Raw genomic sequence first — 21,613 nt, 5'->3', positions numbered from 1 at the left:
ATAGTTTAAAAACTATCATTTTGATGGTTAGACGATAAAATTTAAAAGTTGGACGATAAAGGTTGATGTATGAGTGATGAAGCCTGTGATTTGCTCAATAATTAAACAGTCCATTAGCATTTAACTTTTGCAAATAAAAAAAGATACCCGATAAGCCATTAGAGACTTATCAGGTATCTTTTGTGTAAGCAGTGATTATTTTTGAATAAATTGTTGTGTCCAGTAGTTACCTGATTTCACGTAACCTACACCGATGTGCGTAAATTTACCATTTAAAATGTTCGCACGGTGACCTGGTGAGTCCATCCACGCTTGTACTACTTCTTGTGGTGAACGTTGACCTTGAGCAATGTTTTCTCCAGCACCTTTATAAGTGATGCCTAAAGCTTTCATACGATCAAATGGTGAACCGAATGTTGGACTTGTATGTGAGAAATACTTGTTTGTTTGCATATCTTGTGATTTTTCACGAGCTGCAGCCATTAATTTCGCATCTGTTTGAAGTGGTGATAAACCAGCTTTTGTACGCTCAGCGTTTGTTAATTTTACTACTTCCTGTTCAAATGCGTTCACATCTGAAGTTGTTGTTGATGGTGTTGAAGTAGCTGGTGGTGTTGCTGGTTTTTCGTTTTGTGATGATTGATTATTATTTGGCGTTGGTTGTGTATTATTATTTGTTGTTGGCACCTCTTTAGATGGTGTAGATGCCTGTGGTAATTTGATATTCCACTTATGATTGTTTGACCATTTATAATAATAAACTTTACAGTTCGTTGATTGCTGTACAGAATCCCCTTCTGTTGTATTAGCAGCAGCTGAAGCTATTTGAATTGGAGCTGCTAAAAGAATTGTTGCACAAATTGCAGTGAGTGTTTTTTTCATGTTTGCAATTCCTCCTTCTCTGCAACTAATCGTAAAGGATGATTTTCATAAAAATCTTACCAACATTTGCTAACGTCTCCAACGAAGAAAGAAATGCGCGAAAAATCGCGTTTTTTTTGCACTATTTTTTACTAGTTTTCGCCAATCTATGAAATACTTACGTTTGAAAGAGGGTTGACACCCCTCTTAAACTCGTTACTATTTTCGAAAATACGCATTTAAAATGAATAAAAAATGATGGTTTTATGCACTAGATTCTCAGCCTATTTTCTTACCTTCAATTATGGAATAGGCCTAGAGATAGCTAGTGTCGCGTGTTTATTGCTATTCAATATTACAGTTATGTTACAAAGGCATTACAATTCATTTACATAAAAATAAAATAACCTGCGTAAAGCTACATATGACGTACATATGCAACATTTCGCAGATTATCAAATTTATTCATTGTCCCCCAATGATAGGTAAAGAACTGACATTTTCTCCAATAATGACAAGTTTTGCTGGCATTTTGATATACTCAGGGAGCCATTGGACCATTCCATAAGCATATTGAAACAGCATCGGATTTTTAATGCCCTCAATCGGCACATAGCCCTTCATACGATAAATCGTTTCTGGTAATGTACGAATCCAATCTTCAAATTGCTCCTGTGTAAATTCGCTATCTGTGAATTCCACTAAGCGTGAGCCAAGCTGCATGGAGGCTATTGGCGCTTTGACAATGTCAGCTTTATCAACCTGTGCCGTTGCCTTTAAGCCTTCAAGTAAGTGAAGTGGGACTCGCCCATTCGTTGTTTGCAAAATAAAGGCATGTGGATTTAAGCCTTGGAGTTCGTAGACCACTTGTCCTTGCTCTGCCTCTGTTAATAAATCTGTTTTATTTGCTAATAATAAGTGCGCATGTCGAATTTGCTCCATAAATAAAGAGCGTACTTGCGGTGTTAACGTATCACGGTGCAGCCAGAGCTTGGAATCAGCCACTGTGATAATGCCTTTGACATTTAACTGATCTGCAAAAAGTGGTGAATACACAGCATCTAATGCTTCCACAGGATGAGCAGCTCCCGTTGTTTCAATAATTAATACATCAAAATCACTATCTAATAGAAGAGATTGAATTTGTGCCTCCGTTTTTTCAGCACCTGAACAGCAAATACAGCCCTCTAGCATCTCCTTGAGCGGGATATCTTTCTCCACTGCCTGTGAATCAAATGGCAGCTTTCCTAGCTCATTCATAATAACTGCAGGTTTTAGATTCTTTTCTTTTAATTGGCGAATGACATCCGTAAGCATGGATGTTTTGCCACTCCCTAAAAAGCCACTAAATAGGTATACATCTTTCATCATTTTTCCTCCTATAAAAAAAGCTGTCGCAAATGCCGTGAAAGACGACCGTTGCGACAGCTACATTGTTAGTTTGTTGTGTCCTCTGTTTTTTCGGCTGTTCCTGAAAGAAGCTCTTTCGCTTTTAATAACTGAGGATCATCGGCTTTCATTTTTGCACGTAAAGCATCCATTAACGCATACGTTGTATTGCCTGTTAAAATACCTGTTTCTTCAAGGTTATTCGCTGCTTGTAGTTTTTCTACAGCACGTGCAGTATTGTCATCGAAAATACCATCTATTTCACCAGGCTCATACCCTAGCACTTGAAGCATCTCCTCCGCTGCTTTTACAGAGTCCGACTGTAAGCCTGTCTTCATTTCTAAAGAGGCATTCAAGTAAGGTAAAGTAGCATACGATGGATAACCAACTTTGACATCAGGTTCAATGCCTTTTTCGTTAATCCAGTTCCCATTCGGTGTTAACCATTTACCTGTTGTAAATTTCAGATTAGAGCCGTCTTTTAATGGTGTTACATTTTGGACAGTCCCTTTACCGAAGGATGTTTCACCTACAACTTTGGCACCTACAGATTCTTTTAATGCACCTGCTAAAATCTCAGAGGCAGAGGCACTACCACTATCGACAAGTACTGTAATTGGTAGGTTATATTTTTTACCTGCAATGGCATTAGTAATCTGAGGCTCTGCATCTTTTTCTTGTACCTGAACAATCGCTTTTCCTTCTGGTACAAAGAAATTAGAAATATCGACAGCAGCCGTTAAATAGCCACCAGGATTTTGACGTAAATCTAAAACAATGCCTTTCATTCCTTTGCCTTCATACTCAGCAAGGATTTTTTCAAGCTCTTTCGTTGTTTGTTCACTAAATGATGTAATTTGAATATGGGCAATATTGCCATCGAGCATTTCCCCATAAACTGTTTCTACTGGGATTTCATCACGAACAATGGTCATGTGAATAGCCTCTGTGTTTTCGCCGCGTTTCACCGTTAATTTCACTGGTGTTCCTTTCTCACCGCGAATTAAAGCAACCGCTTCTGTTGCACTCAAGCCTTGAATGCTTTTCCCATCAACCGTTAAGATGATATCTTTTGGTAATAAGCCTGCCTTTTCTGCAGGAGAATTTTTGATAGGTGACACAACTGTAATATAACCATTACGCTCTTGGATTTCCGCTCCAATTCCTTGGAAGCTAGAAGATAAACCAGAATTAAATTGATCTGCTTCTTCCTTTACCATGAAATCAGAATAAGGATCGCCTAATGCATCGAACATACCATTAATAGCACCATCGACTACTTTTCCATCATCAATATCTTGGTAATAGTTATTTTTCAGTAAATCAAATGCTTCATATAATTTTGTAAATTCCTCACGTTCAGTCGGAACTTTCACTTCTACTACTTTCTTATCACCAAACGTTAACGCAAAAATCGTTAACCCTGCCGTAATAAGGATTGTAAAGAACATTAGCATGATAAATTTAAACGGTTTCAGTTGTATAAATTGTCCTGCCGGCTTTACTTCTGCTGGAGTCGGCTCCTGCTGCTGTTCTGTACTTTCATTTTTCTGTTCATCCATCTTGATTGTCACCACTCTCATATACACTAACTTGTTGTCACACTACTACCATCTTAACAGGTTATCCAGAAGACGAAAAGAAAAAGACTGCCAAAACTTCATGACAAACCTTAACCTATCATGCTTCATCCTATCTAGCATCCTAGCACCTATTTACTCATCATACTGTTAAGTTTAGGTATATAATGGTACTGCCTTTTAATTTTACTCATTTCCTAGTTGCAGTCAACCAAAAACTCAAAGAATCATAGAAATGCTATAAGAATATAACGTACAAGTGACGAAAAAAGTTGCAGCTCCTTAGCAACTATTCATTCTTTTTCACCTTTTTTATAGACCATATGAACAGTTAATCGACGGAAGGAAAGCAGTTGCCCTTTATATACGACTGAAAAATTACCATACAGTGTAGGCGCTTTTTCCATTAGCTCATCTCTTGAAGCTCGATCAACTTAGGCTACAATCCTAACTTTCGTGCAGCCATTTGAATGTTTCCGTCGCAACGTCTACATAGGAAGATTGAAAGTTTGCTAATCGCTCCTGCCCATTCTCTCTAGCAACGCACTATCCATTTCAACAAGCTCTACATTTGCCATGCTATTTTCCTCCAATAATTTTGCTGAGCTAACATTACCATTTTAGCGAATCATTCAAATGCCTCGTGAATCGCCTTTTCCATTGTTGTCGCATATGATGCAAGTAATGACAATTGTAAGGAGGCAGGAAAATGGGAAGAAATAATAAACAGAACCAGAACAATGATTCAATGGATATTTATATTGCAAAGTTAGCCTATATCGGCACAGCCATTTCAACTTTAGGGGATGGCATTCAGACCATCGCAGCTGGTCTAGCCCTAGAGGCACTACAAAATGCGAAGAACGATTCTTCTCCAACAAATAATGGTGATCAAACAGCCAAAGTCGATAACATGCAGAAACAAATCGATTATTTAATTGCTGAACTAAAGCAAATCAAAAAAATGTTAAAATAACCTTTACATAAAGAGTAGTGTGGAAGCCAAATACCTACCACACTACTGTTTTTTTATCTTCTGATGAGTCCTTTGTAGTTCCATCAATTCAGAAACCGTCACAAACTGGTAGCCCTGCTTTTCAAGCTCTGGCAATATTTGCTCCAATGCTTTGACGGTTTGGGCTCGGTTTCCGCCACCATCATGAAACAGCACGATATTGCCAGCCTTTACACCTTTTAAAACCGTATTAACGATGCGATTGACCCCAGGATTCTTCCAATCGAGCGTATCCAAATGCCAAGACCACATAACGACTTTATAGCCTTTTTTGGCAATCGCCTCTATCATGGCATCGGTATATTGCCCTTCAACGGGGCGAAATAAGGTTGGCTGATAGCCCGTAATTCCTGCAATTACCTCATCTGTTTGTTGAATTTCCTTCATTAAATTAGGTACATTTGTTTTTAAAGGGTGTGTAAAGGTATGATTGGCCAATTCATGCCCTTCTTCATACATTCTTGCTATCAATTCAGGATTTTTTTCTGCATTTTGACCAACAATAAAAAAAGTAGCTTTCGCATTGTATTTCTCTAATACATCAAGAACATCCGCTGTATAGGTACGATGTGGACCATCATCAAACGTTAAGGCAATGATTTTTTCCTCTGTTTGGATTTCCCAAAGAATTTGTCCTGCTTCTTCATAATACTTTCTCCCTTTATTTTCAGAAGAACTTACTTTGACATAAAAAAACGACACCGTGATCAAACAAAGTGGTAGTAAAAACAGTAAAAATTTTTTCACATTTTCACGTCCCCAAATAATTTTCGTACTTTATTATTTGTGGATTTCATAAAAAAATGCTTATGTTTAGCTTTATTTCATTAAAATTTATCATAACGTATGTTTTCCAGGCTCATATAATTTTTTTGTTGAAGCTTGTCCACAACATTCAATCACACCATGGTGTATTTGTCGCAGACGCTTCACTTTTGCCGATCGTTACATCCTGTGACATGCTTTCACCATTATTACCACGTGGCGCTCACCCGCCAAAAAGTATTCATTGCCCCTATAGAGAAGGGAGTCTTCAGTTGAATCATGAGGATAAGATGGGTATGTAGTACGTCATCAAGCAAAGTCAAGACAAAAACACTATGCATGAAACTATCATTTATAAAAGGACCTCCTTTTACTGGCCAAAAGCAAAAACAAGGTTTGTTTCACAAACGATTTCTCCATTCACTGTGGCAACCCCACTTCCTTTACCGACTGTCCCTTTCACACGGTTGATTACTACCTCAAGCCGTAGCTGATCACCAGGCTTTACTTGTTTTTTAAAGCGACAATGATCAATGCCCGCAAGCAAGCCTAACCGCCCCTCATTCCCTGCCTTTGTCAGCATAATGACTGCACTGACTTGCGCTAACGCTTCCACAATGAGCACACCTGGCATGACAGGATAATGTGGAAAATGTCCCTGAAAGAACTCCTCATGGATTGTCACATTTTTCAATCCGACTGCACGCTTTCCCTCCTCTAATTCCAAAATACGATCTACTAAAAGAAACGGATAGCGATGTGGTAATATTTCTTGCAATTGTTGACTTGTTAACATATTGATTCCTCCACAGCATTTTTATAACCTTATTCTAACACTAAATATTAGTACTTAGTAATAAAAATGAAGTTAGTTAAAAAATGACTGTCCGACAATGACAAATAGAAAAATGGCCGTACCAAAAGAAAGAATACTAATGGCAGATCGTTTGGCTCTTTGCCACGCTCTCATACCAATGAGTAAAAATGTACAACCTAATAACATGAAAGTAACTGGTAAGAATGAAAAATCTTTTGTAATAAGACCATACACACTCGTCACCATGATTGGGATAAATATGAATAGTTGTAGACAATAGGACCATTTCATGCCGATCATCTCCTCACTAAATTATTTTCTGAATTTTTTTTCATTCCTTTTTCAATATTTCTTTATCGACAGCCCTATAGTCGCTGGAATATAATATTTCATGCATTCACCTTAGATTGATTAGTTTATTAGAATAGGAAGGTTTCGCATGTTATCTTTTATCGCAATAGTACTTTTATTATTTTTAATCCCAGGTCCTGCTGTTATTATCACGATTACACAAACATTAAAAAGTGGCAAAAAGAATGGTATTTATACCGCTTTAGGCATCGGTCTTGGAGATTTAGTTCATACGTTAGCGGCTGTTTTAGGTCTTTCTGCTATTTTGATGAAATCAGCCACAGCCTTTGAGGTAGTGAAATATATTGGGGTGGCCTACCTTGTTTATTTAGGTATTCAGATGCTCCTCACAAAACCAAAAAAAATTGAACAACCAACTGTGGAACAAAGCCCTGCTAGTACATCATTCCGCCAAGGCTTTTTAGCAGAAATTTTAAATCCGAAGACAGCTTTATTTTTCCTTGCCTTCTTACCACAATTTGTACAGCACAACGAGCAATCTGTCACAAGCCAATTGCTAACACTAGGCATCACCTTTGTTGTGATGAGTGCTTTGTATACAATACTACTAGCAATTATTACAAGCTTCATTGGTGAAAAAATCTTTACGAAAACAAGTGGTAGCTCACGTTGGCTTGAAAAAACTGTCGGCTTTGTCTATATCGGTCTCGGTGTCCGTTTAGCACTACAGACACAAAGTAGATAATCTGGAGAGGAACACCAAAGAGTGTTCTTCTTTTTTTTTGCAGGAAAATGGAGAATTTTAGCCAATACATACTAAAAAGGAGGGGTGAACTTGAATGAACGTCAAGAAAATTTATTTCAGCAGTTAGCACATTACCGTAGCGAGTTACTCCATTTGCTAGAGCATGTGTCAGAAGAAAAGGCAAATATCATTCCAGCTGGTTTTCATAATAATATTCGCTGGAATATGGGCCATCTTTATCTCGATCAATATTTATGGCTAGAGGCGTTAACAAAAGAAAAGGATACAGCATTAGTAGCTCTCATGAAATGGTTTAGCTTTGGTACGTCGCCTAAGCATTTTGACGAAAAAACGCCCACATTCGAGGAGTTAAAAAAGTACTTGGCTCAGCAGCCTTCACAGATAAAGGAACGATACGGTCATCGATTGGCTGAGAAATTCCCACCTATCGACATGGGTATGCAGACCATTGAACAAGTACTCCTACGTACCATCTTTCATGAAGGTATGCATTTACAAGCAATTGTCACCATTCATCGATGCCTAAACGAAGTAACAGACCGAGTTTAATACAGGGTCTGTTGCTTATTTGTTTATTGATAATTTTCGAGATACTTTCCTTTTTCAAAAATTTCTTTCGGACTTAAGGCAGTCCACTCATCTATCGATACATTGGGATGCAAATCGAGATAAGATTTAACCATTTTATAGCCTTCGCTGTAGCCATAACTAAAGGGTAGACCATTTCCACCTCTAATTATTTCTAGGGCACGAATCAAGTTATGCTTTTCCAAATCCGCTGCAACATCAGACCAATAAACTTTGTTGTAATCCAAATCTATTCGCGTAAAATTTAAATCAGGATAAACTAATTTTTCAAACATCACTGCCCTTCCTTCAAATATGAGATGATCTAGCACTGTCCCTTCACTACGCGGGCGTTTTTCAGTTGCAACACTATGATGATATTCATGGGCAATTACAGCCCTAATAAATTCATTTGTATAATATTTATTATAGAGGGTTGTTATTTTACCTGCACCAATCGTTACCATATTCGCGTTTACATCTGTGGCTGGAAAAACACATACCGTCGTTTCATTTTTAGTGGGAAGGAGTTCAGAAGATTTGAACAGACCTTCCTTAATACTCTTTTCTGTTGCTTCCCTATCAATTTTTTCGCTTAATAATTGATTTTCTTTCAATTGTTTGGTCGTGCTATTTAACACCGTCTCAGCCATGTTTATATATTCACCATTCTCAAAACATGCACTATAAACGGGATCAATGACCTCTTCTCGATAGATGTCCAATGGTGAACGATCTGGATTACTTTCTACCTTTTCCGTATAGTTTTGAAAAAGCTCAAAAGCATGAACTATTTTAAATGGTTGCTTCGTTTCTGGATGTTCGAATGAAACCGTGATACTTTCTACATCTGGTTTTTCATGGGAAGGCTTTTCTGTTTGTGCACAGGCACTCAGCATGAAGCATAGCATCATTAATACGGCAAAACCCTTTACATAATGCATCCTTTTCATCCGTCCTTTTCATCAATAAATAATTTACCCATGCTAACATTCATGAACGATATGCCTTGACGCTCGACAGTTTGTCTTTGAATGATTTGGTCTCCTTTTCGTTCAAAGAAGGGTCTCGCTGTAAGACTAGCATCTGTGTAGATATGGGTAAGACCAAGCTTTTTTGCGTCCGCTTCTAGTAAATCTACTAAGGCTGCTGCAATCCCCTGTCTTTGAAAATCCTTATGGACATAAAAGTATGTACGGTTTCGTTAAATAATTGCAGAATTTCTTCTAAATCGTCATGATAGTTTGTAAAATCAAGCATCTATACACCCCTTTTCTCCCAATCTATTATACCAATGATATGATATTTATGTAAAATTATAGAAAGCTTATAGATCAAAGTAATCTATAAGCTTCTCTTCGTTTTACTGTTTCGGTGTATTGGCTGTCAGTGGATTCGCATTGGCGACCAATTGTACAGGCGTCGTCGTTTGTTGAGAGCTATCCTTCTGTCCTTGATTTGATTTCCCATAACCTTTCATGGCAGCAAACAGTGCTGCACCAACAATACCCCAGGTCAATAATTTCATTTAAAAACCTCCCTTCACCGTTAGTATTCGAGAACAATTACGGAATATAGCTGTAAAAAATTAGCGACCAATAGCCAATAACTATGGTAAAATATTGAAGATGCTAAAAACTCGAATATAGGAGGTTGACTACCATGAAAAAAGTCTTCACTGGACTATTGTTAACATCTATGTTTTTTGTGGCTTTTCCGGCTGATGCTGCCACTACACAAATTAAAATAGATGACGTAATAGTAAAATCTGATACAGCACCCGAGCAAAGAAGCAATCGAATCATGGTGCCATTGCGTGTAATCAGTGAAAATCTAGGTGCGCAAGTGCATTGGAAGGATTCACAAATTACCCTTGCCATGAATAAAACATTGATTGTATTAAATCTCAACAACAAGACTGTCATGAAAAATGACAAAACAGAGCAATTGGATGTACAGCCATACATGAAAAATAATCGTACCTATGTACCGATTCGCTTTATTGCGGAAACATTTGGCAGTCAGGTCCAATACAATCAAGGTACAGTCAGTATCACTTCTGAACCACTACTACTTGACAATAAAAAAATAAAAGCCCTCCGCTATGAATATCAAATGACAATGGGTGGTGTTATTCAAGACATTAAAGGCAATGCTTATCATAAAGCGCTTTATCAAGTTTTCCAGCAAAAAGGAAACAAAGTAGAGGCACCTAAAGAATATTCATGGCAAATTAATTTAGACATACCTGGTTCCTATTCTAAACGTGGGCAATATCGTTTTATGAGCGATGATACGAACACAGTCAAACAATTTGATATTTATTCATTAAATACTGCATTCCCTGATGAACTATTACAAGGTCATCCCCATCATCTACTGCATGATGTGTTTGAAGATAGCTGGTATATTTTCACAGATCAAGCAGTTCAATCTATAAAACAGCTTATAAACAATGCTGCCACTAATGGCTTTAGTACCATTATTAGTAATACAGTAGCATAATTTTTTGTAAGCGATGTTCAACATATTCTGCATGAAAATGGACAAAATATTCATATCAACATCGAATATATGGAGGTTTGCCTCATGCAGAAGCTACTGTTATTAAGTTGCGTGCTATTTTCCCTCTTAGCTGCCTGTTCTGCGGAAGAAGCTCCGCCTAGCGAAGAAGCGGAAGCTAAAGAACAAACCGTCAATGCGCAGCCACAAGAAAACCTGAATACTTTGGGATATGACCAACTCCCAGCAAAGGATGAATAACGAGAAAAGTAGAGAGCATCCAAACACGCTTCTATAAAATTCTATCGTTGTCTAACCTGAAAAAGTATGCCACAAGTATCGTAGAAAACCTTTAATAGGTCATCCTGAAAACTAAAAAAAACAGCAAGTTTGAGCCTAAAACTCACACTTGCTGTTTTCTTCTATAGGTAACACAGTAGAATATTTAATTTCCCTCAAGGATAAGTTCGTTTGAATTCTAGAAACCCCTAGCTTATTTAATTTGCGGATGAATTGATCTAATTCTTTGCGATCTCGAATGACAACCTTTAACAAATAATCATATGCACCTGTTAAACAATGACATTCCATGATTTCGGTCATCGTTTTTAAGCTGTCCTCCAATTCCTCGATTTCCTTCGCTTGGTGAATATTAGTGCTCATAAAGACATAGCACAGTAAATCAAATCCTAGCTTTTCTTGATTTAAAATAGCCACTTGCTGATCGATATATCCTTCTGTTTCAAGGCGTTTGACCCTTGTATGAGTTGCTGGTGGAGACAAGTTTACTCGTCTAGCCAATTCTGCATTACTAAGTTGCACCTCTCTCTGCAAAATCGCTAAAATTTGAAGATCCACACTGTCTAATGCTTTATTTTTAATCTCCTCCATTGTTATCTCTCCTTTTGATTGTTATTCGGCAAGTACATATTAGACTCTATTTCAGAATATTCTTCTGAAATTTATTAAATTTATTTTAATTATTTCAAATTAGTACAATTATACAAAATATTATACAGCTAAAACCTCAATAATGCTATGATTCTTAATATACATAAAATCATAGGAGGGTTACATACCTTGGTCAAATTTTATATGGGCTTAATGCTCGTCACAAGCTTACTTTGGGGAGGCAATTTTGTTGTGGCCAAGACGCTTGTGGCACATGCCTCTCCGATGACTTTAACGATGGCAAGATGGTTCATTGCGGTGATTGTCCTTATACCATTAGTCTGGTGGAAAGAAAAGAAGCTAGTCCCTGCAAAAGCAGCTCTTGTGCCGTTATTGTTCATGGGTATTACAGGTGTCGCCCTGTTTAATATTTTTCAATTTTTAGCGTTGGAGCGAACAACATCCACGAATGCAGGCCTTATTTCAACGATGAATACGATGTCCATAGCCCTTTTTTCATTTGCTTTTCTCAAAGAAAAAATAAATGGCTTGCAGCTTTTGGCTATGACTCTTTCTTTCATGGGGGTGGTTCTCGTCCTTTCGAAAGGAGATTTGCAGCAGTTACTGGATTTTCAATTGAATACAGGGGATTTATGGATGGTAGCTGCGGTTTGTGTCTGGGGACTTTACTCGGTTTGTAGTAAGTGGGCTATGAAAACAACCTCTCCATTAATGGCCACATTGTATGCGGGAGTGTTCGGTGTTCTTACTCTTGTCCCGTTCACCAGTACGGAATTCACCTTCTCTAATATCAATCCATCTTTCATCCTTTCTCTTCTGTATACAGGGATTATCTCTACTGTCGTTTGTATGGTCTTTTGGAATATAGGCGTACAGCAATTAGGAGCCACAACCTCTGGCATTTTCCTAAACTTCAATCCAATTTTCACTGCCCTGCTCGCGTTCTTCTTTATCGGAGAAAAGCTGAGTTGGCTTCAAGGCATTGGAGGACTGATCGTTATTATGGGCTGTTATTTATTTACGCACTTTAAAACCAAAATGCCACAGAATCAAGTTTGTCATTAACATAAGATGCAAGATGCCTTCCCCCCTCTCAGTATTCGCTGAGGGAGAAGGCATCTAATTGATTAGTTGTTTTCTTTGGTAATACAACAAATGAAACAGCAGTTCCTTCATGCAGCTTGCTTGTTATGTGTAAGCCTTGACCGTAATGCTGTTGCAGACGTCTATGGGTATTCGATAAGCCAATACTTCTGGATGGACGTTTGTTCGGCTGTAGTAGCTTCGCCAATTGCTCTTCGTCCATACCAACGCCATCATCTGAGACACTAATTTCGATATGAGTACCACAATTAATGATACGAATGTGAACGGTTCCTCCTTCAACACGCTTTAAAATACCATGCTTTAATGCATTTTCAACTAGCGGTTGAATGGTTAGCGATGGAATCCATACATTCGTCGCTGTATCTAAGTCCCATACGACGCGAATACGTTCACCAAAACGTTCCTGCTGAATATAGAGGTAGGCTTGAATTAACCGAAGTTCATTTTCTAATGGAACAAGCGCTTCTACGTTTTGAAAATTATAGGATTCTCTTAAAAAATCACTTAATGCCTCTACTAATTTAGCTGTCCGCTCACTGTCCAATTCACTTAACGTTAAGATAGCATTTAATGTATTAAAGAGAAAATGGGGCTCGATTTGTGCCTGAAGCCACGCTGCCTCCATACGATGTCGTTCTTGAATAGATCGCTTCACCTTTGTTAATGCCTCAACGCGAGATCGAAGCTCTAAGGCATCAACAGGCTTGACGACATAATCATTGGCCCCCGCTGAAAAGCCATTTTCAATATCATGTGGCTGACTACGTGCAGTTAGTAATAGTACGGGTAAATCCGTCATGAAGAATTGCTTACGGATGATTCGTACTAATTCATAGCCATTCATTTTCGGCATCATTACGTCTGAAATCACTAAATCCCATTCCTGGGACCGTATATATTCAAGTGCCTGCAAACCACTTGTCACCGTGACGACATCATACTGCTCATTCGCCAAGAGGGTTTCCACCACTCTTAAATTGATGGGCTCATCATCCACTACTAAAATTCGTGGTTGATTCCACGCATCTCCTACATCGTTCATTCCATCTTGCTGTACCTCAGGGCTTTCCTGTTTTTGATGAGTCTGCTGTGCAAGCGTTACCTCTTGAGCTTCCGCTTCGTCAGATAGTGGTAATGTGAAGGTAAAGGTGGTGCCTTGTCCCACCACTGATTGTACGTCCAATGTTCCCCTTTGTAGTTCAACCAGTCGCTTACAAATACTAAGCCCTAGCCCAAATCCGCCCTCTACTATCGTCTTACTGACAGTACCTTGCTCATATGGCTCAAATAATCGCTGCATGGTTTCCTCATCTATGCCAATGCCCGTATCTGCCACCACAATCTTCGCCATGCTAGCCTCGGTATAGCCCGAAATCGTAATAGTACCTTCATTAGTAAATTTCACGGCATTATGTACCAAATTAAAAATAATTTGGATTACCCGATTTTCATCTGCCAATACTTTTTGAAAGTCTGCTGGAATTTGCTGAACAAACTGAACTGGCTTTCCTTCAATCATAAAACGTAGCATATCGAAGACGCCAGCCACGATGGTATGAATGGAAACCGTGGTCAGATGCAATTTTTGAGTATTATCCTTTAGGCTCATCACATCAAGTAAATCGTTCAATAAATGCGACATTCGTTGCCCAACAGACAGCACCGTTTCTAAATCATGGACGCTTTTATGACTAAGTGCATGAGACTCACGCTCTAAAACAGCCTTGGACATATTGATAATACTATGAAGCGGATTGCGTAATTCATGGGAGGTGCTTGCCAGAAATTCATCCTTTAGTTTATCTGTCTCTTGCAATTTTTGGGCAAGGTCTTTTGTATCCGCATGCACTTTTGCGTAATCTTTAAACCACAATGTCGCTAAACAAGCAATGGTCATTATCAAATCAAAGGGATATGAAATCACCTTGATTCCTGAAATCAGTAGCAAAATATCCCAAAGAATACTATTAATAAATGCAAGGATTGCTAAAAGTAGAAAAACATGCTGACGGATATCTTTGAGCGCCTTTCCTAGCATCATCATCATGGTGATCACAATGGGAACGCCTAAAATGACAATATAAACACTTTGTATCGACACTACATATCGTGTTGGTAGTACAATAGCCAACACAGCTGCACAGGCACATACAAGGGCAAATCCCTGCTGATAACGGTGAAAATGGCGCGGTAGCCATGGATCGATACATTGTAGCAGGGAATAGCCAATGCCAATCATCGAAAGGTGAACCAATATAAACCCCCAATCATAATTGATTGGAAACCAAAATGAGAGAAGCTTATCGTCACTCCCTAATAGATAATAAAACATGATACTGACGGTTAAGAGTGAAAAGAACAGTAAAGGTCTTTCCTTATTTCCAACTAAATATAGGATGATCGAGTAAAGGGCATGTAAAAGTAAAACGACTGCCACTAATAGCTGCATGGTAATAGACAATTGTGTTTCGCGATAGATAACATCTTCATATCCAAATTTTATAGACCGCACAATTCCCCCATTACGAGGATCTTGAAAGTTAGCCACTTGCACAACAATGTCGATTTCACTTTGGCCCTTTGTGTCAAAAGAAGCTGTAAATGGAACATTTTTGGCCATCGTTTGCGCTCGATTTTCACCTAGCTCACCAGCCTTCGCAACTAAACGATCATTTACATATATTTCTGCTGCACTACGAATGCTAGGCACCCTTATGCTAAATGTTTTTGTTTCTTCTGGATTAACCTGTATTTTCAAATGATAGGAGCCATAGCCATATGGCGTCAGCTTACCTTCTTGAAAAATTTGATCCCAACCATCTGGAACCTGTATGTACGTGGGGGGGAAAGGTGGTTGATTACTATCCATCAACCAGTGAGAAGAATAAAATGCCCATTCACCATCCAGCGTCAAAGCATTCTGTTGAAAATCAAAATCCCGTACATCGATTTGCCCTTTTTCTGCGTAGGGTTGGTCTGGCTGAGTAAATAAATGCAACCACAATATGCGTGTGCTCGTTAACAAAATAAAAAATAAGAGAATAATGATCGCTATTTTTTTCTTTTTCATAAGTGAATCTCGTCAAAGGGCAACATAGTATTTCTCCTTTGCGAACGCCACCTCCTAGGTCTTGATCGAGTAATGATCTTACAACCTTCCAATTCTACCAAGCACATCTCTACAAATTCTGAACAAATTCTTAATATAGTCCTAATCGAACAACAGGCTCTGATTTGGTTGAGCCATTTCGCCAAAACATTTCATATACTTCCACAACCCTTCCTATCCAATGCCTGTAAGTAAAGTCGGGTTTTTTGAACTTTTTGCCATAAAAAAAGCAGCTACTCCGATAAGGAATGAACTGCACCCCAATTGTTAGACACAGCATTTAACAATTGGAGGTGTAGTTTTTTTATGACTAAATTTACGAGCGAGATAAAGTTAAAGATTATTCAAGGCTTTAATTCAAAGATTTTTTCTCAACAAGAGTATGCAAAACAGATGGGAGTAACAAGAGCACAATTTCAATATTGGTTAAAGTTATATGAATTACATGGAGATGAAGGGTTTAGGAATACCTATACAAATTATTCTGTACCATTTAAACTAGACGTATTAAATTACATGGTTCAATCTGGTTCGTCATTAATGGATACCGCAGCTCTTTTTAAAATCTCAAGTTATACAATAGTGTATACTTGGCAAAAACAAATGGAGGTTGGCGGTTTAGATGCCCTTGAATCAAGACAAAAGGGGCGTCCATCGATGAAAAAACAATCGACGAAACAATCCTGGCTGAAGGATCTGTCGAGGCACTAGAAGCACGTATTAAACAATTTGAAATGGAAAACGAGTATTTAAAAAAGTTGAATGCCTTAGTTCAAAACAAGGAAAAATCATGAAACAAGACAAAGCAAAAGTAGTCTTTGAGTTAAGGCATAAATATTCGATGAAGGCGCTTGTGAAACTCGCTGGTATTCCACGTAGCACGTATTATGATTTAGTAAAGAAAATGAACCGAATAGATCCAGATGCCGATTTAAAAGTAGAAATCAATTCAATTTACGATGAACATGAAGGACGTTATGGCTATCGTCGTATTCGTGATGAGCTAGCTAATCGTGGTAAGAACGTGAATCACAAGAAGATCCAACGCATCATGAAAGAACTTGGATTAAAGTGCCTTGTGCGTATGAAAAAATATAAATCCTATAAAGGAACAGTCGGTAAAATTGCGCCTAATCATTTAGACCGCCAATTTACAGCGGACCCACCGAATGAAAAATGGGTAACCGATATTACGGAGTTTAAATTATTCGGCGAAAAATTATATTTATCACCTGTTTTAGATTTATTTAATGGTGAAATTATTACGTACACAATTGGCTCTAGACCAACTTATTCACTTGTTTCAGAGATGTTAGATAAAGCTTTGGAGCGTCTACCAGAAGGCCATCAGCTTCTCATGTATTCAGATCAAGGCTGGCACTATCAAATGAAGCAATATTGTCATGCGTTTCAATCAAGGGGTATTCTCCAAAGTATGTCTCGTAAAGAAAACTGTTACGACAACTCTGTAATGGAGAATTTCTTCGGGATTATGAAGTCTGAGTTTTTATACTTCAAAAAATTTGAAAGTGTAGACCATTTTAAAACTGAATTAGAAAAGTATATAACGTATTACAATACAAAAAGGATTAAGGCAAAATTAAAAGGCATGAGTCCGATACAATATCGAACCCATGCCCTAACCGCTGCCTAATGAAATAACCGTGTCTAACTTTTAGGGGTCACTTCACTCATAGGCTGCTTATTTTTAAATGATATAAATACGCTACATTTTAGTAGACCACGAAATTTTATTATTTTTTATACTTAAGCTGTGCATCTCTCATAATGGCTAGATCAGAATTATCACTATCTACAGTATTTAAAGAGTTAAGAGAAGAGTTAGATCCAAACATTGGCACTTTACCAGTAGTTACACCTCTAGGGGCATACATACCATCATCTACTGGAACCAAAAATAGTAAATATTCTTTATCAAACTCCATGTTCTCATAATCATTCACAGTATACATAGCATTTGTTTCTTTATCATAAAAAGCCATTTCTGACACAGTAATTTGAGAATTTGTTTTTATATCTTCTTTATTATCGTTATTTTTATAAACTTCTGAAATTAAAAAACTTGATTTAGTATATCCACCAATTACATCGTTATTAATGTCTGATCTAAAAACTTCAGTATCATTTTCTTTTGTTTTTGTACCAAGAACAATTACAGGTGATGCTTCTTCCATCTCTTCTAAATTATCAAAACCTAGAGTTTTACCTTCAAAATTAATAGTCTCTATTTTTTTATTATCTTTAATGCTTATAAAGAATATTAAACAAAAACACACTAAAAAAAAGCTAAACACTTGAAACTTTCTATTTTTCATACTACCTGCCCCTTTGTCGACAATTTTTGTGTGAGTAATAGCCGTATGTAATTAATACAAAGCTTTTATACCATCAATGTCGTCTTGTAACGGCCAGTCTTTATCATTAAAACCCTTTGTCCTCATAACAGATATGGAATTATTCTTTGTTTGAGTGTGATCAAGACCTAAAGCATGCCCTACTTCATGAACTGCAGTTTCCCTTCTACGAGTTTGATCTAATCCCTTCCATGATTTATACATTGTTATGTTTGATAAAGTAGAGGAACCATTACGATGAGTAGCATATGCATCACCATAATTACTATTTACATAATCAACATTAACATTTCCACTAACCGAGACCTCTTTAGTAAACTTAACTTTATTAGTTGAATGCCACGCAGTAAATCCTCTTAGAATATCTTGCTTATAACCCATATCAATTAGCTCTTGACTAATATTGTAATACAAATCTAAATTATCCTTCTTTTTAAATCCTAGTAATTGATAAGCATCAGCTGTAATTGGTAGAGATACAACACAAAGTAATAGCATAATTAAAAAGCCTTTAAATTTCCACTTCATTTTACCAACTCCCCTTTATTTTTACATTCATGGAACAAACACACATAAATTATAAACATAATAAAATACAATATAAAGGGTAATTTGGTATCATTTTACTTTTATACTAAAGATATAAGAAGAACTCCCTTTGTCCCATCTTCCAGAGATAATATATATATACTTGCCTTTTTCGTTCGGTACAGAAATACTATTATCTTCCACTATTACTTTTTCGCTTTCATCGTTATTCATCCATTTCTCAACTTCTACTTTTTCAGGTTGTTTCTTAAAATTGATTTTTATTTTACTTTGAGGGGATACTGAAAAAGGGACAATTTTATTATTATCAAGAATTTCTGGTGGTGAAATTTTATCAACACATTCAGTGCCAGTTATTTTTTTCCAACAATAAGAACCTTGTACTATTGTTATCTTATTATTTCCTGACAATACAATTGGCTTAGGGGGACCAGCATTAAGTAACATGATAATCAACACAAATACGATAATAAATAAAGTAATTATACTTATCTTTATGCCTTTCATATAAACCCTCCAAACTAGTATTCTGAAATTAAGAAAAAGTCTTATATTCCGTTTATCAACTTATTTTACCATATAATTATTTTTTTGTAATTTAAATGCATATGAAGAAGCAAGGAGCCGACTGAACGAGATAAGGTTTGTGATTTGGTAATTTAGTTATTTCTGCTTCATGGATATTCATACTATGGAAAAATGTTGATATGAACGGGCTTATTGATTCTTTTAATGACCTAAAGGAAAATGATGAAAAGATTATTGGTAGATTAAGTACTGCTGCTACAGTTTTAGCTGTTGGGGTAGCAATTCTGAATAATGTTAGAACTAGAATTGTAAACGAAAATTAGAAAAAAAGATTTTAGACGCCACATTCTCGGTATAGAAGAAGATTAAGGGGAATTTTTCTAAGTGTCGTATATCGTGATCAGTACATACGGTCCAAAGCTGGATTACTTAAGAATGACAAGATTTTCAAGAATACGGATTTGGGATTAAATTTATCTTACAGGTGTATCACTTAGTGATACTGAAAATGCATAATAAAGCTGTTTAATTTCGTTTAAATGCAATAACCACCTCCCTAAATTCCCTCGATAATTCCACAGAAATTTTATCGAACGAACATTCAAAACTAGTTACTATCCAAAAATCGCTTAGAAGCGGCTTTTAAATACTAACTTCAACACATCTGAAAATTTTCAAGCTGCTGAATCACAAATACGTGATACTGATATGGCTAAAGAAATGATGCTCTTCATTAAAAATAATATCATAACAAAAGCATCATAATTGTTATTAACTCAAGCAAATCAAGTTCCAAATAATATTTTATAATTGTTGAGGTAGAATGTAAGGATTTTTTTACATTCAATTGATAATTACACTAAATGTTGAACTACATATTCTAATCTAACCAAGTATTACCTCAGTCAGGAATTTGTAATTTTGAACTCCCCTTTTAACACCTCACATAAAACTATAGTAAAAATGGAATAGAATAAGTTTTTAAGAAAAATTGTGCATAATAAAAAGCAGCTACTCCGATAAGGAATAGCCGACTTTTTATTTGAAGCTTTAAAGGTATAAGAGCAGTTAAATCAAACCTACACAAGATATTACATGCTTTGAGGTGGAATGATGCCTGTTACAAGTAAAATAAAGAACACCAAACCAATGAGGAAAAATATGAACGAGGCTTTAAACATGGGACCAAGTTTTACCTGGAATCGTTCTCGCTCATGAATGATTCCTGTTTGTGCACTGACCTGAGATGCATAAAGCCTAGACATGGCTCCACCACTGCTGGAAAAATAGAATGTGCCTAACGTAAAGGCAACACCAGTGAAAAACATCACTTCTATAAATCGAACAGAGAACATTGTGGCAATCCAATAGGTTAACGCTATCTCCACAATCCAGGCAATAACCATCATAATAAAGTGTTTCCAACGCATTTTTAAGAGCTCCCTTCCTTGTTCTTTTACTAGTTTTACGCATGTTTACTAGGAAAAGTTTCATTTTTATAAATATATTGTCAATAAGAGATTAAGAAATCCCTTTTTTAAGAACATAAACTATAAAACGGTGTTATTTCCAGCACACAAAAAGACCAGAAACTCTCGAAAAACAGAGTCCTGGTCTTTTTGTGAAAAGTGAAACTTACTAGTTTGCTGTAGTTTTTGTATTCTACTATTACAGTAGTCGTGTCAGCTTTGCAAAGGTTACAGGTTTTTGAAGGAATTTTGAAAAAAATTAACCCTTCACGTTTATCATACTTCTGTTATTCTTTGAACCGTTTAAAGTTAAACTCCTTCAAAAATACGATACCGCAAAAAACAAGCAAAGTAGCAATAATCGTTTTCTTGTATAGAGAAGCAACATCCCTACATAAAGTACGAATTTGCTAGCTTAACGCTTCTTGCGTAAACTCGTGAACAATAGATAAATAACGATGAACAGGGCGAGGATTCCTAATGCTTTATAAAGATATAAGGCAATGTTTGCTTTACGTTGATACGTATATTCTCCATCATTCACCGCTTTAAGGTATGCTCCTTTGTCAACTTGTACCGCGATGGCGACCTTTGTATCGGTTCCCTTTATCGCAAAGTACTTGGTTCCTTTTGGATATGCATTTGAAAAATTGCCTCCATGTTGCTCCATATCTGAATACTTCGTTACCTTTCCTATTTCATTCTCAACTGCGTGCACTTTCTCCTCCGTTACCTCATATATATAACCATCCCAAACTACGAAAGGATAGACCCAAGTTGTTGCGACAGTGTTCACAGGTATTATTACGAGACATACTATACAAAACAAAAACTTCCGCAGATAGCCCTTCATCACATCACCCTTTCCATCATCTTACATATTAGACTTAGCCTAGCAGAAAAAGTTACACTGCCATTTCTATTGACTTCTGTTTAGGTGAATGCTAAATTTACTAAAGCAGTAATTTACTAAATTACTAAATTCAAATA

Annotated in this window: 22 protein-coding genes and 3 pseudogenes; 9 read left to right on the top strand and 16 right to left on the bottom strand. The window is 36.9% G+C overall.

The window, feature by feature from the left end; all coding sequences use genetic code 11:
* Positions 1–195: 195 nt before the first annotated feature.
* From AC6BKE_RS18640 to AC6BKE_RS18630, 3 genes are all read right to left on the bottom strand, one after another.
* Complete coding sequence (locus AC6BKE_RS18640) at positions 196–882, bottom strand: CAP domain-containing protein (protein WP_036126066.1); 687 nt, start codon at positions 880–882, stop codon at positions 196–198.
* Between the two features lie 444 nt (positions 883–1,326).
* Positions 1,327–2,229 carry a CobW family GTP-binding protein gene (locus AC6BKE_RS18635; protein ID WP_058844442.1) on the bottom strand — a complete coding sequence of 301 codons (903 nt, stop codon included), beginning with the start codon at positions 2,227–2,229 and terminating at the stop codon, positions 1,327–1,329.
* A 68-nt stretch (positions 2,230–2,297) separates the two neighbouring features.
* A complete protein-coding gene (locus AC6BKE_RS18630) occupies positions 2,298–3,812 on the bottom strand; it encodes a lmo1851 family serine protease (RefSeq protein ID WP_249645691.1) in 1,515 nt (504 codons plus the stop codon).
* 727 nt (positions 3,813–4,539) lie between these two features.
* On the opposite strand from AC6BKE_RS18630, the gene AC6BKE_RS18625 reads away from it, so the two are divergent.
* Positions 4,540–4,806, top strand: coding sequence for a hypothetical protein (locus AC6BKE_RS18625; RefSeq protein WP_036126072.1), 267 nt, complete (start codon positions 4,540–4,542; stop codon positions 4,804–4,806).
* Positions 4,807–4,848: 42 nt separating this feature from the next.
* Here the strand turns inward: AC6BKE_RS18625 and AC6BKE_RS18620 are convergent, their stop codons facing one another.
* From AC6BKE_RS18620 to AC6BKE_RS18610, 3 genes are all read right to left on the bottom strand, one after another.
* A complete protein-coding gene (locus AC6BKE_RS18620) occupies positions 4,849–5,592 on the bottom strand; it encodes a polysaccharide deacetylase family protein (protein WP_036126074.1) in 744 nt (247 codons plus the stop codon).
* 388 nt (positions 5,593–5,980) lie between these two features.
* Positions 5,981–6,406: a 3-hydroxyacyl-ACP dehydratase FabZ gene (gene fabZ, locus AC6BKE_RS18615; protein WP_058844444.1), complete on the bottom strand. Its 426-nt coding sequence runs from the start codon at positions 6,404–6,406 to the stop codon at positions 5,981–5,983.
* A 72-nt stretch (positions 6,407–6,478) separates the two neighbouring features.
* Positions 6,479–6,718 carry a hypothetical protein gene (locus AC6BKE_RS18610; RefSeq protein WP_499857641.1) on the bottom strand — a complete coding sequence of 80 codons (240 nt, stop codon included), beginning with the start codon at positions 6,716–6,718 and terminating at the stop codon, positions 6,479–6,481.
* A gap of 148 nt (positions 6,719–6,866) precedes the next feature.
* Here AC6BKE_RS18610 and AC6BKE_RS18605 point away from each other — a divergent pair, with 148 nt between their 5' ends.
* Positions 6,867–7,484, top strand: a complete 618-nt coding sequence (locus AC6BKE_RS18605) for a LysE family translocator (RefSeq protein WP_036126079.1) — start codon at positions 6,867–6,869, stop codon at positions 7,482–7,484.
* A gap of 90 nt (positions 7,485–7,574) precedes the next feature.
* A complete protein-coding gene (locus AC6BKE_RS18600) occupies positions 7,575–8,054 on the top strand; it encodes a DinB family protein (RefSeq protein ID WP_036126081.1) in 480 nt (159 codons plus the stop codon).
* Between the two features lie 23 nt (positions 8,055–8,077).
* Here AC6BKE_RS18600 and AC6BKE_RS18595 read toward each other — a convergent pair whose 3' ends face one another.
* The 3 genes and pseudogenes from AC6BKE_RS18595 to AC6BKE_RS18585 form a co-directional block, all read right to left on the bottom strand.
* Positions 8,078–9,016, bottom strand: a complete 939-nt coding sequence (locus tag AC6BKE_RS18595; RefSeq protein WP_499857640.1) for a DUF2268 domain-containing putative Zn-dependent protease — start codon at positions 9,014–9,016, stop codon at positions 8,078–8,080.
* A 5-nt stretch (positions 9,017–9,021) separates the two neighbouring features.
* Positions 9,022–9,252: pseudogene (locus tag AC6BKE_RS18590) on the bottom strand (GNAT family N-acetyltransferase); the annotation flags it as partial.
* Between the two features lie 183 nt (positions 9,253–9,435).
* A complete protein-coding gene (locus AC6BKE_RS18585; RefSeq protein WP_170829866.1) occupies positions 9,436–9,600 on the bottom strand; it encodes a hypothetical protein in 165 nt (54 codons plus the stop codon).
* A gap of 134 nt (positions 9,601–9,734) precedes the next feature.
* Here AC6BKE_RS18585 and AC6BKE_RS18580 point away from each other — a divergent pair, with 134 nt between their 5' ends.
* Positions 9,735–10,577 carry a copper amine oxidase N-terminal domain-containing protein gene (locus tag AC6BKE_RS18580; protein ID WP_058844448.1) on the top strand — a complete coding sequence of 281 codons (843 nt, stop codon included), beginning with the start codon at positions 9,735–9,737 and terminating at the stop codon, positions 10,575–10,577.
* 84 nt (positions 10,578–10,661) lie between these two features.
* Positions 10,662–10,835 (top strand): hypothetical protein, encoded by a 174-nt coding sequence (locus tag AC6BKE_RS18575; protein WP_170829867.1) that lies wholly within the window; start codon positions 10,662–10,664, stop codon positions 10,833–10,835.
* 135 nt (positions 10,836–10,970) lie between these two features.
* On the opposite strand, the gene AC6BKE_RS18570 is transcribed toward AC6BKE_RS18575, so the two are convergent.
* Positions 10,971–11,465: an Lrp/AsnC family transcriptional regulator gene (locus AC6BKE_RS18570; RefSeq protein WP_036126093.1), complete on the bottom strand. Its 495-nt coding sequence runs from the start codon at positions 11,463–11,465 to the stop codon at positions 10,971–10,973.
* Positions 11,466–11,669: 204 nt separating this feature from the next.
* Here AC6BKE_RS18570 and AC6BKE_RS18565 point away from each other — a divergent pair, with 204 nt between their 5' ends.
* The gene (locus tag AC6BKE_RS18565) at positions 11,670–12,551 is read left to right on the top strand and encodes a DMT family transporter (protein WP_419185192.1); all 882 of its coding nucleotides are present in this window, start codon (positions 11,670–11,672) and stop codon (positions 12,549–12,551) included.
* Between the two features lie 28 nt (positions 12,552–12,579).
* Here the strand turns inward: AC6BKE_RS18565 and AC6BKE_RS18560 are convergent, their stop codons facing one another.
* Positions 12,580–15,663, bottom strand: coding sequence for a hybrid sensor histidine kinase/response regulator (locus tag AC6BKE_RS18560; RefSeq protein ID WP_499857637.1), 3,084 nt, complete (start codon positions 15,661–15,663; stop codon positions 12,580–12,582).
* Between the two features lie 345 nt (positions 15,664–16,008).
* Here AC6BKE_RS18560 and AC6BKE_RS18555 point away from each other — a divergent pair.
* Positions 16,009–17,356 (top strand): annotated as a pseudogene (locus AC6BKE_RS18555) (IS3 family transposase).
* 100 nt (positions 17,357–17,456) lie between these two features.
* Here the strand turns inward: AC6BKE_RS18555 and AC6BKE_RS18550 are convergent.
* The 3 genes from AC6BKE_RS18550 to AC6BKE_RS18540 form a co-directional block, all read right to left on the bottom strand.
* Positions 17,457–18,038 (bottom strand): hypothetical protein, encoded by a 582-nt coding sequence (locus AC6BKE_RS18550; RefSeq protein ID WP_271913336.1) that lies wholly within the window; start codon positions 18,036–18,038, stop codon positions 17,457–17,459.
* Positions 18,039–18,089: 51 nt separating this feature from the next.
* A complete protein-coding gene (locus AC6BKE_RS18545) occupies positions 18,090–18,605 on the bottom strand; it encodes a matrixin family metalloprotease (RefSeq protein WP_271913334.1) in 516 nt (171 codons plus the stop codon).
* 90 nt (positions 18,606–18,695) lie between these two features.
* Positions 18,696–19,133, bottom strand: a complete 438-nt coding sequence (locus AC6BKE_RS18540; protein WP_036126107.1) for a hypothetical protein — start codon at positions 19,131–19,133, stop codon at positions 18,696–18,698.
* 200 nt (positions 19,134–19,333) lie between these two features.
* On the opposite strand from AC6BKE_RS18540, the gene AC6BKE_RS18535 reads away from it, so the two are divergent.
* Positions 19,334–19,477, top strand: coding sequence for a hypothetical protein (locus AC6BKE_RS18535; protein ID WP_499857634.1), 144 nt, complete (start codon positions 19,334–19,336; stop codon positions 19,475–19,477).
* A 346-nt stretch (positions 19,478–19,823) separates the two neighbouring features.
* A pseudogene (locus tag AC6BKE_RS18530) lies at positions 19,824–19,919 on the top strand (flagellin); the annotation flags it as partial.
* Between the two features lie 326 nt (positions 19,920–20,245).
* Here AC6BKE_RS18530 and AC6BKE_RS18525 read toward each other — a convergent pair.
* Both AC6BKE_RS18525 and AC6BKE_RS18520 read right to left on the bottom strand, forming a co-directional pair.
* Entirely contained in the window at positions 20,246–20,584 is a 339-nt protein-coding gene (locus tag AC6BKE_RS18525; RefSeq protein WP_036126110.1) for a hypothetical protein, read from the bottom strand.
* A 454-nt stretch (positions 20,585–21,038) separates the two neighbouring features.
* Positions 21,039–21,341, bottom strand: coding sequence for a hypothetical protein (locus tag AC6BKE_RS18520; protein ID WP_139149525.1), 303 nt, complete (start codon positions 21,339–21,341; stop codon positions 21,039–21,041).
* Between the last annotated feature and the right edge of the window lie 272 nt (positions 21,342–21,613).

Source organism: Lysinibacillus sp. COL-1, from assembly GCF_059814265.1.
Note: the sequence above shows the minus strand (reverse complement) of the source record. Positions and strands in the feature narration are given on the sequence as shown.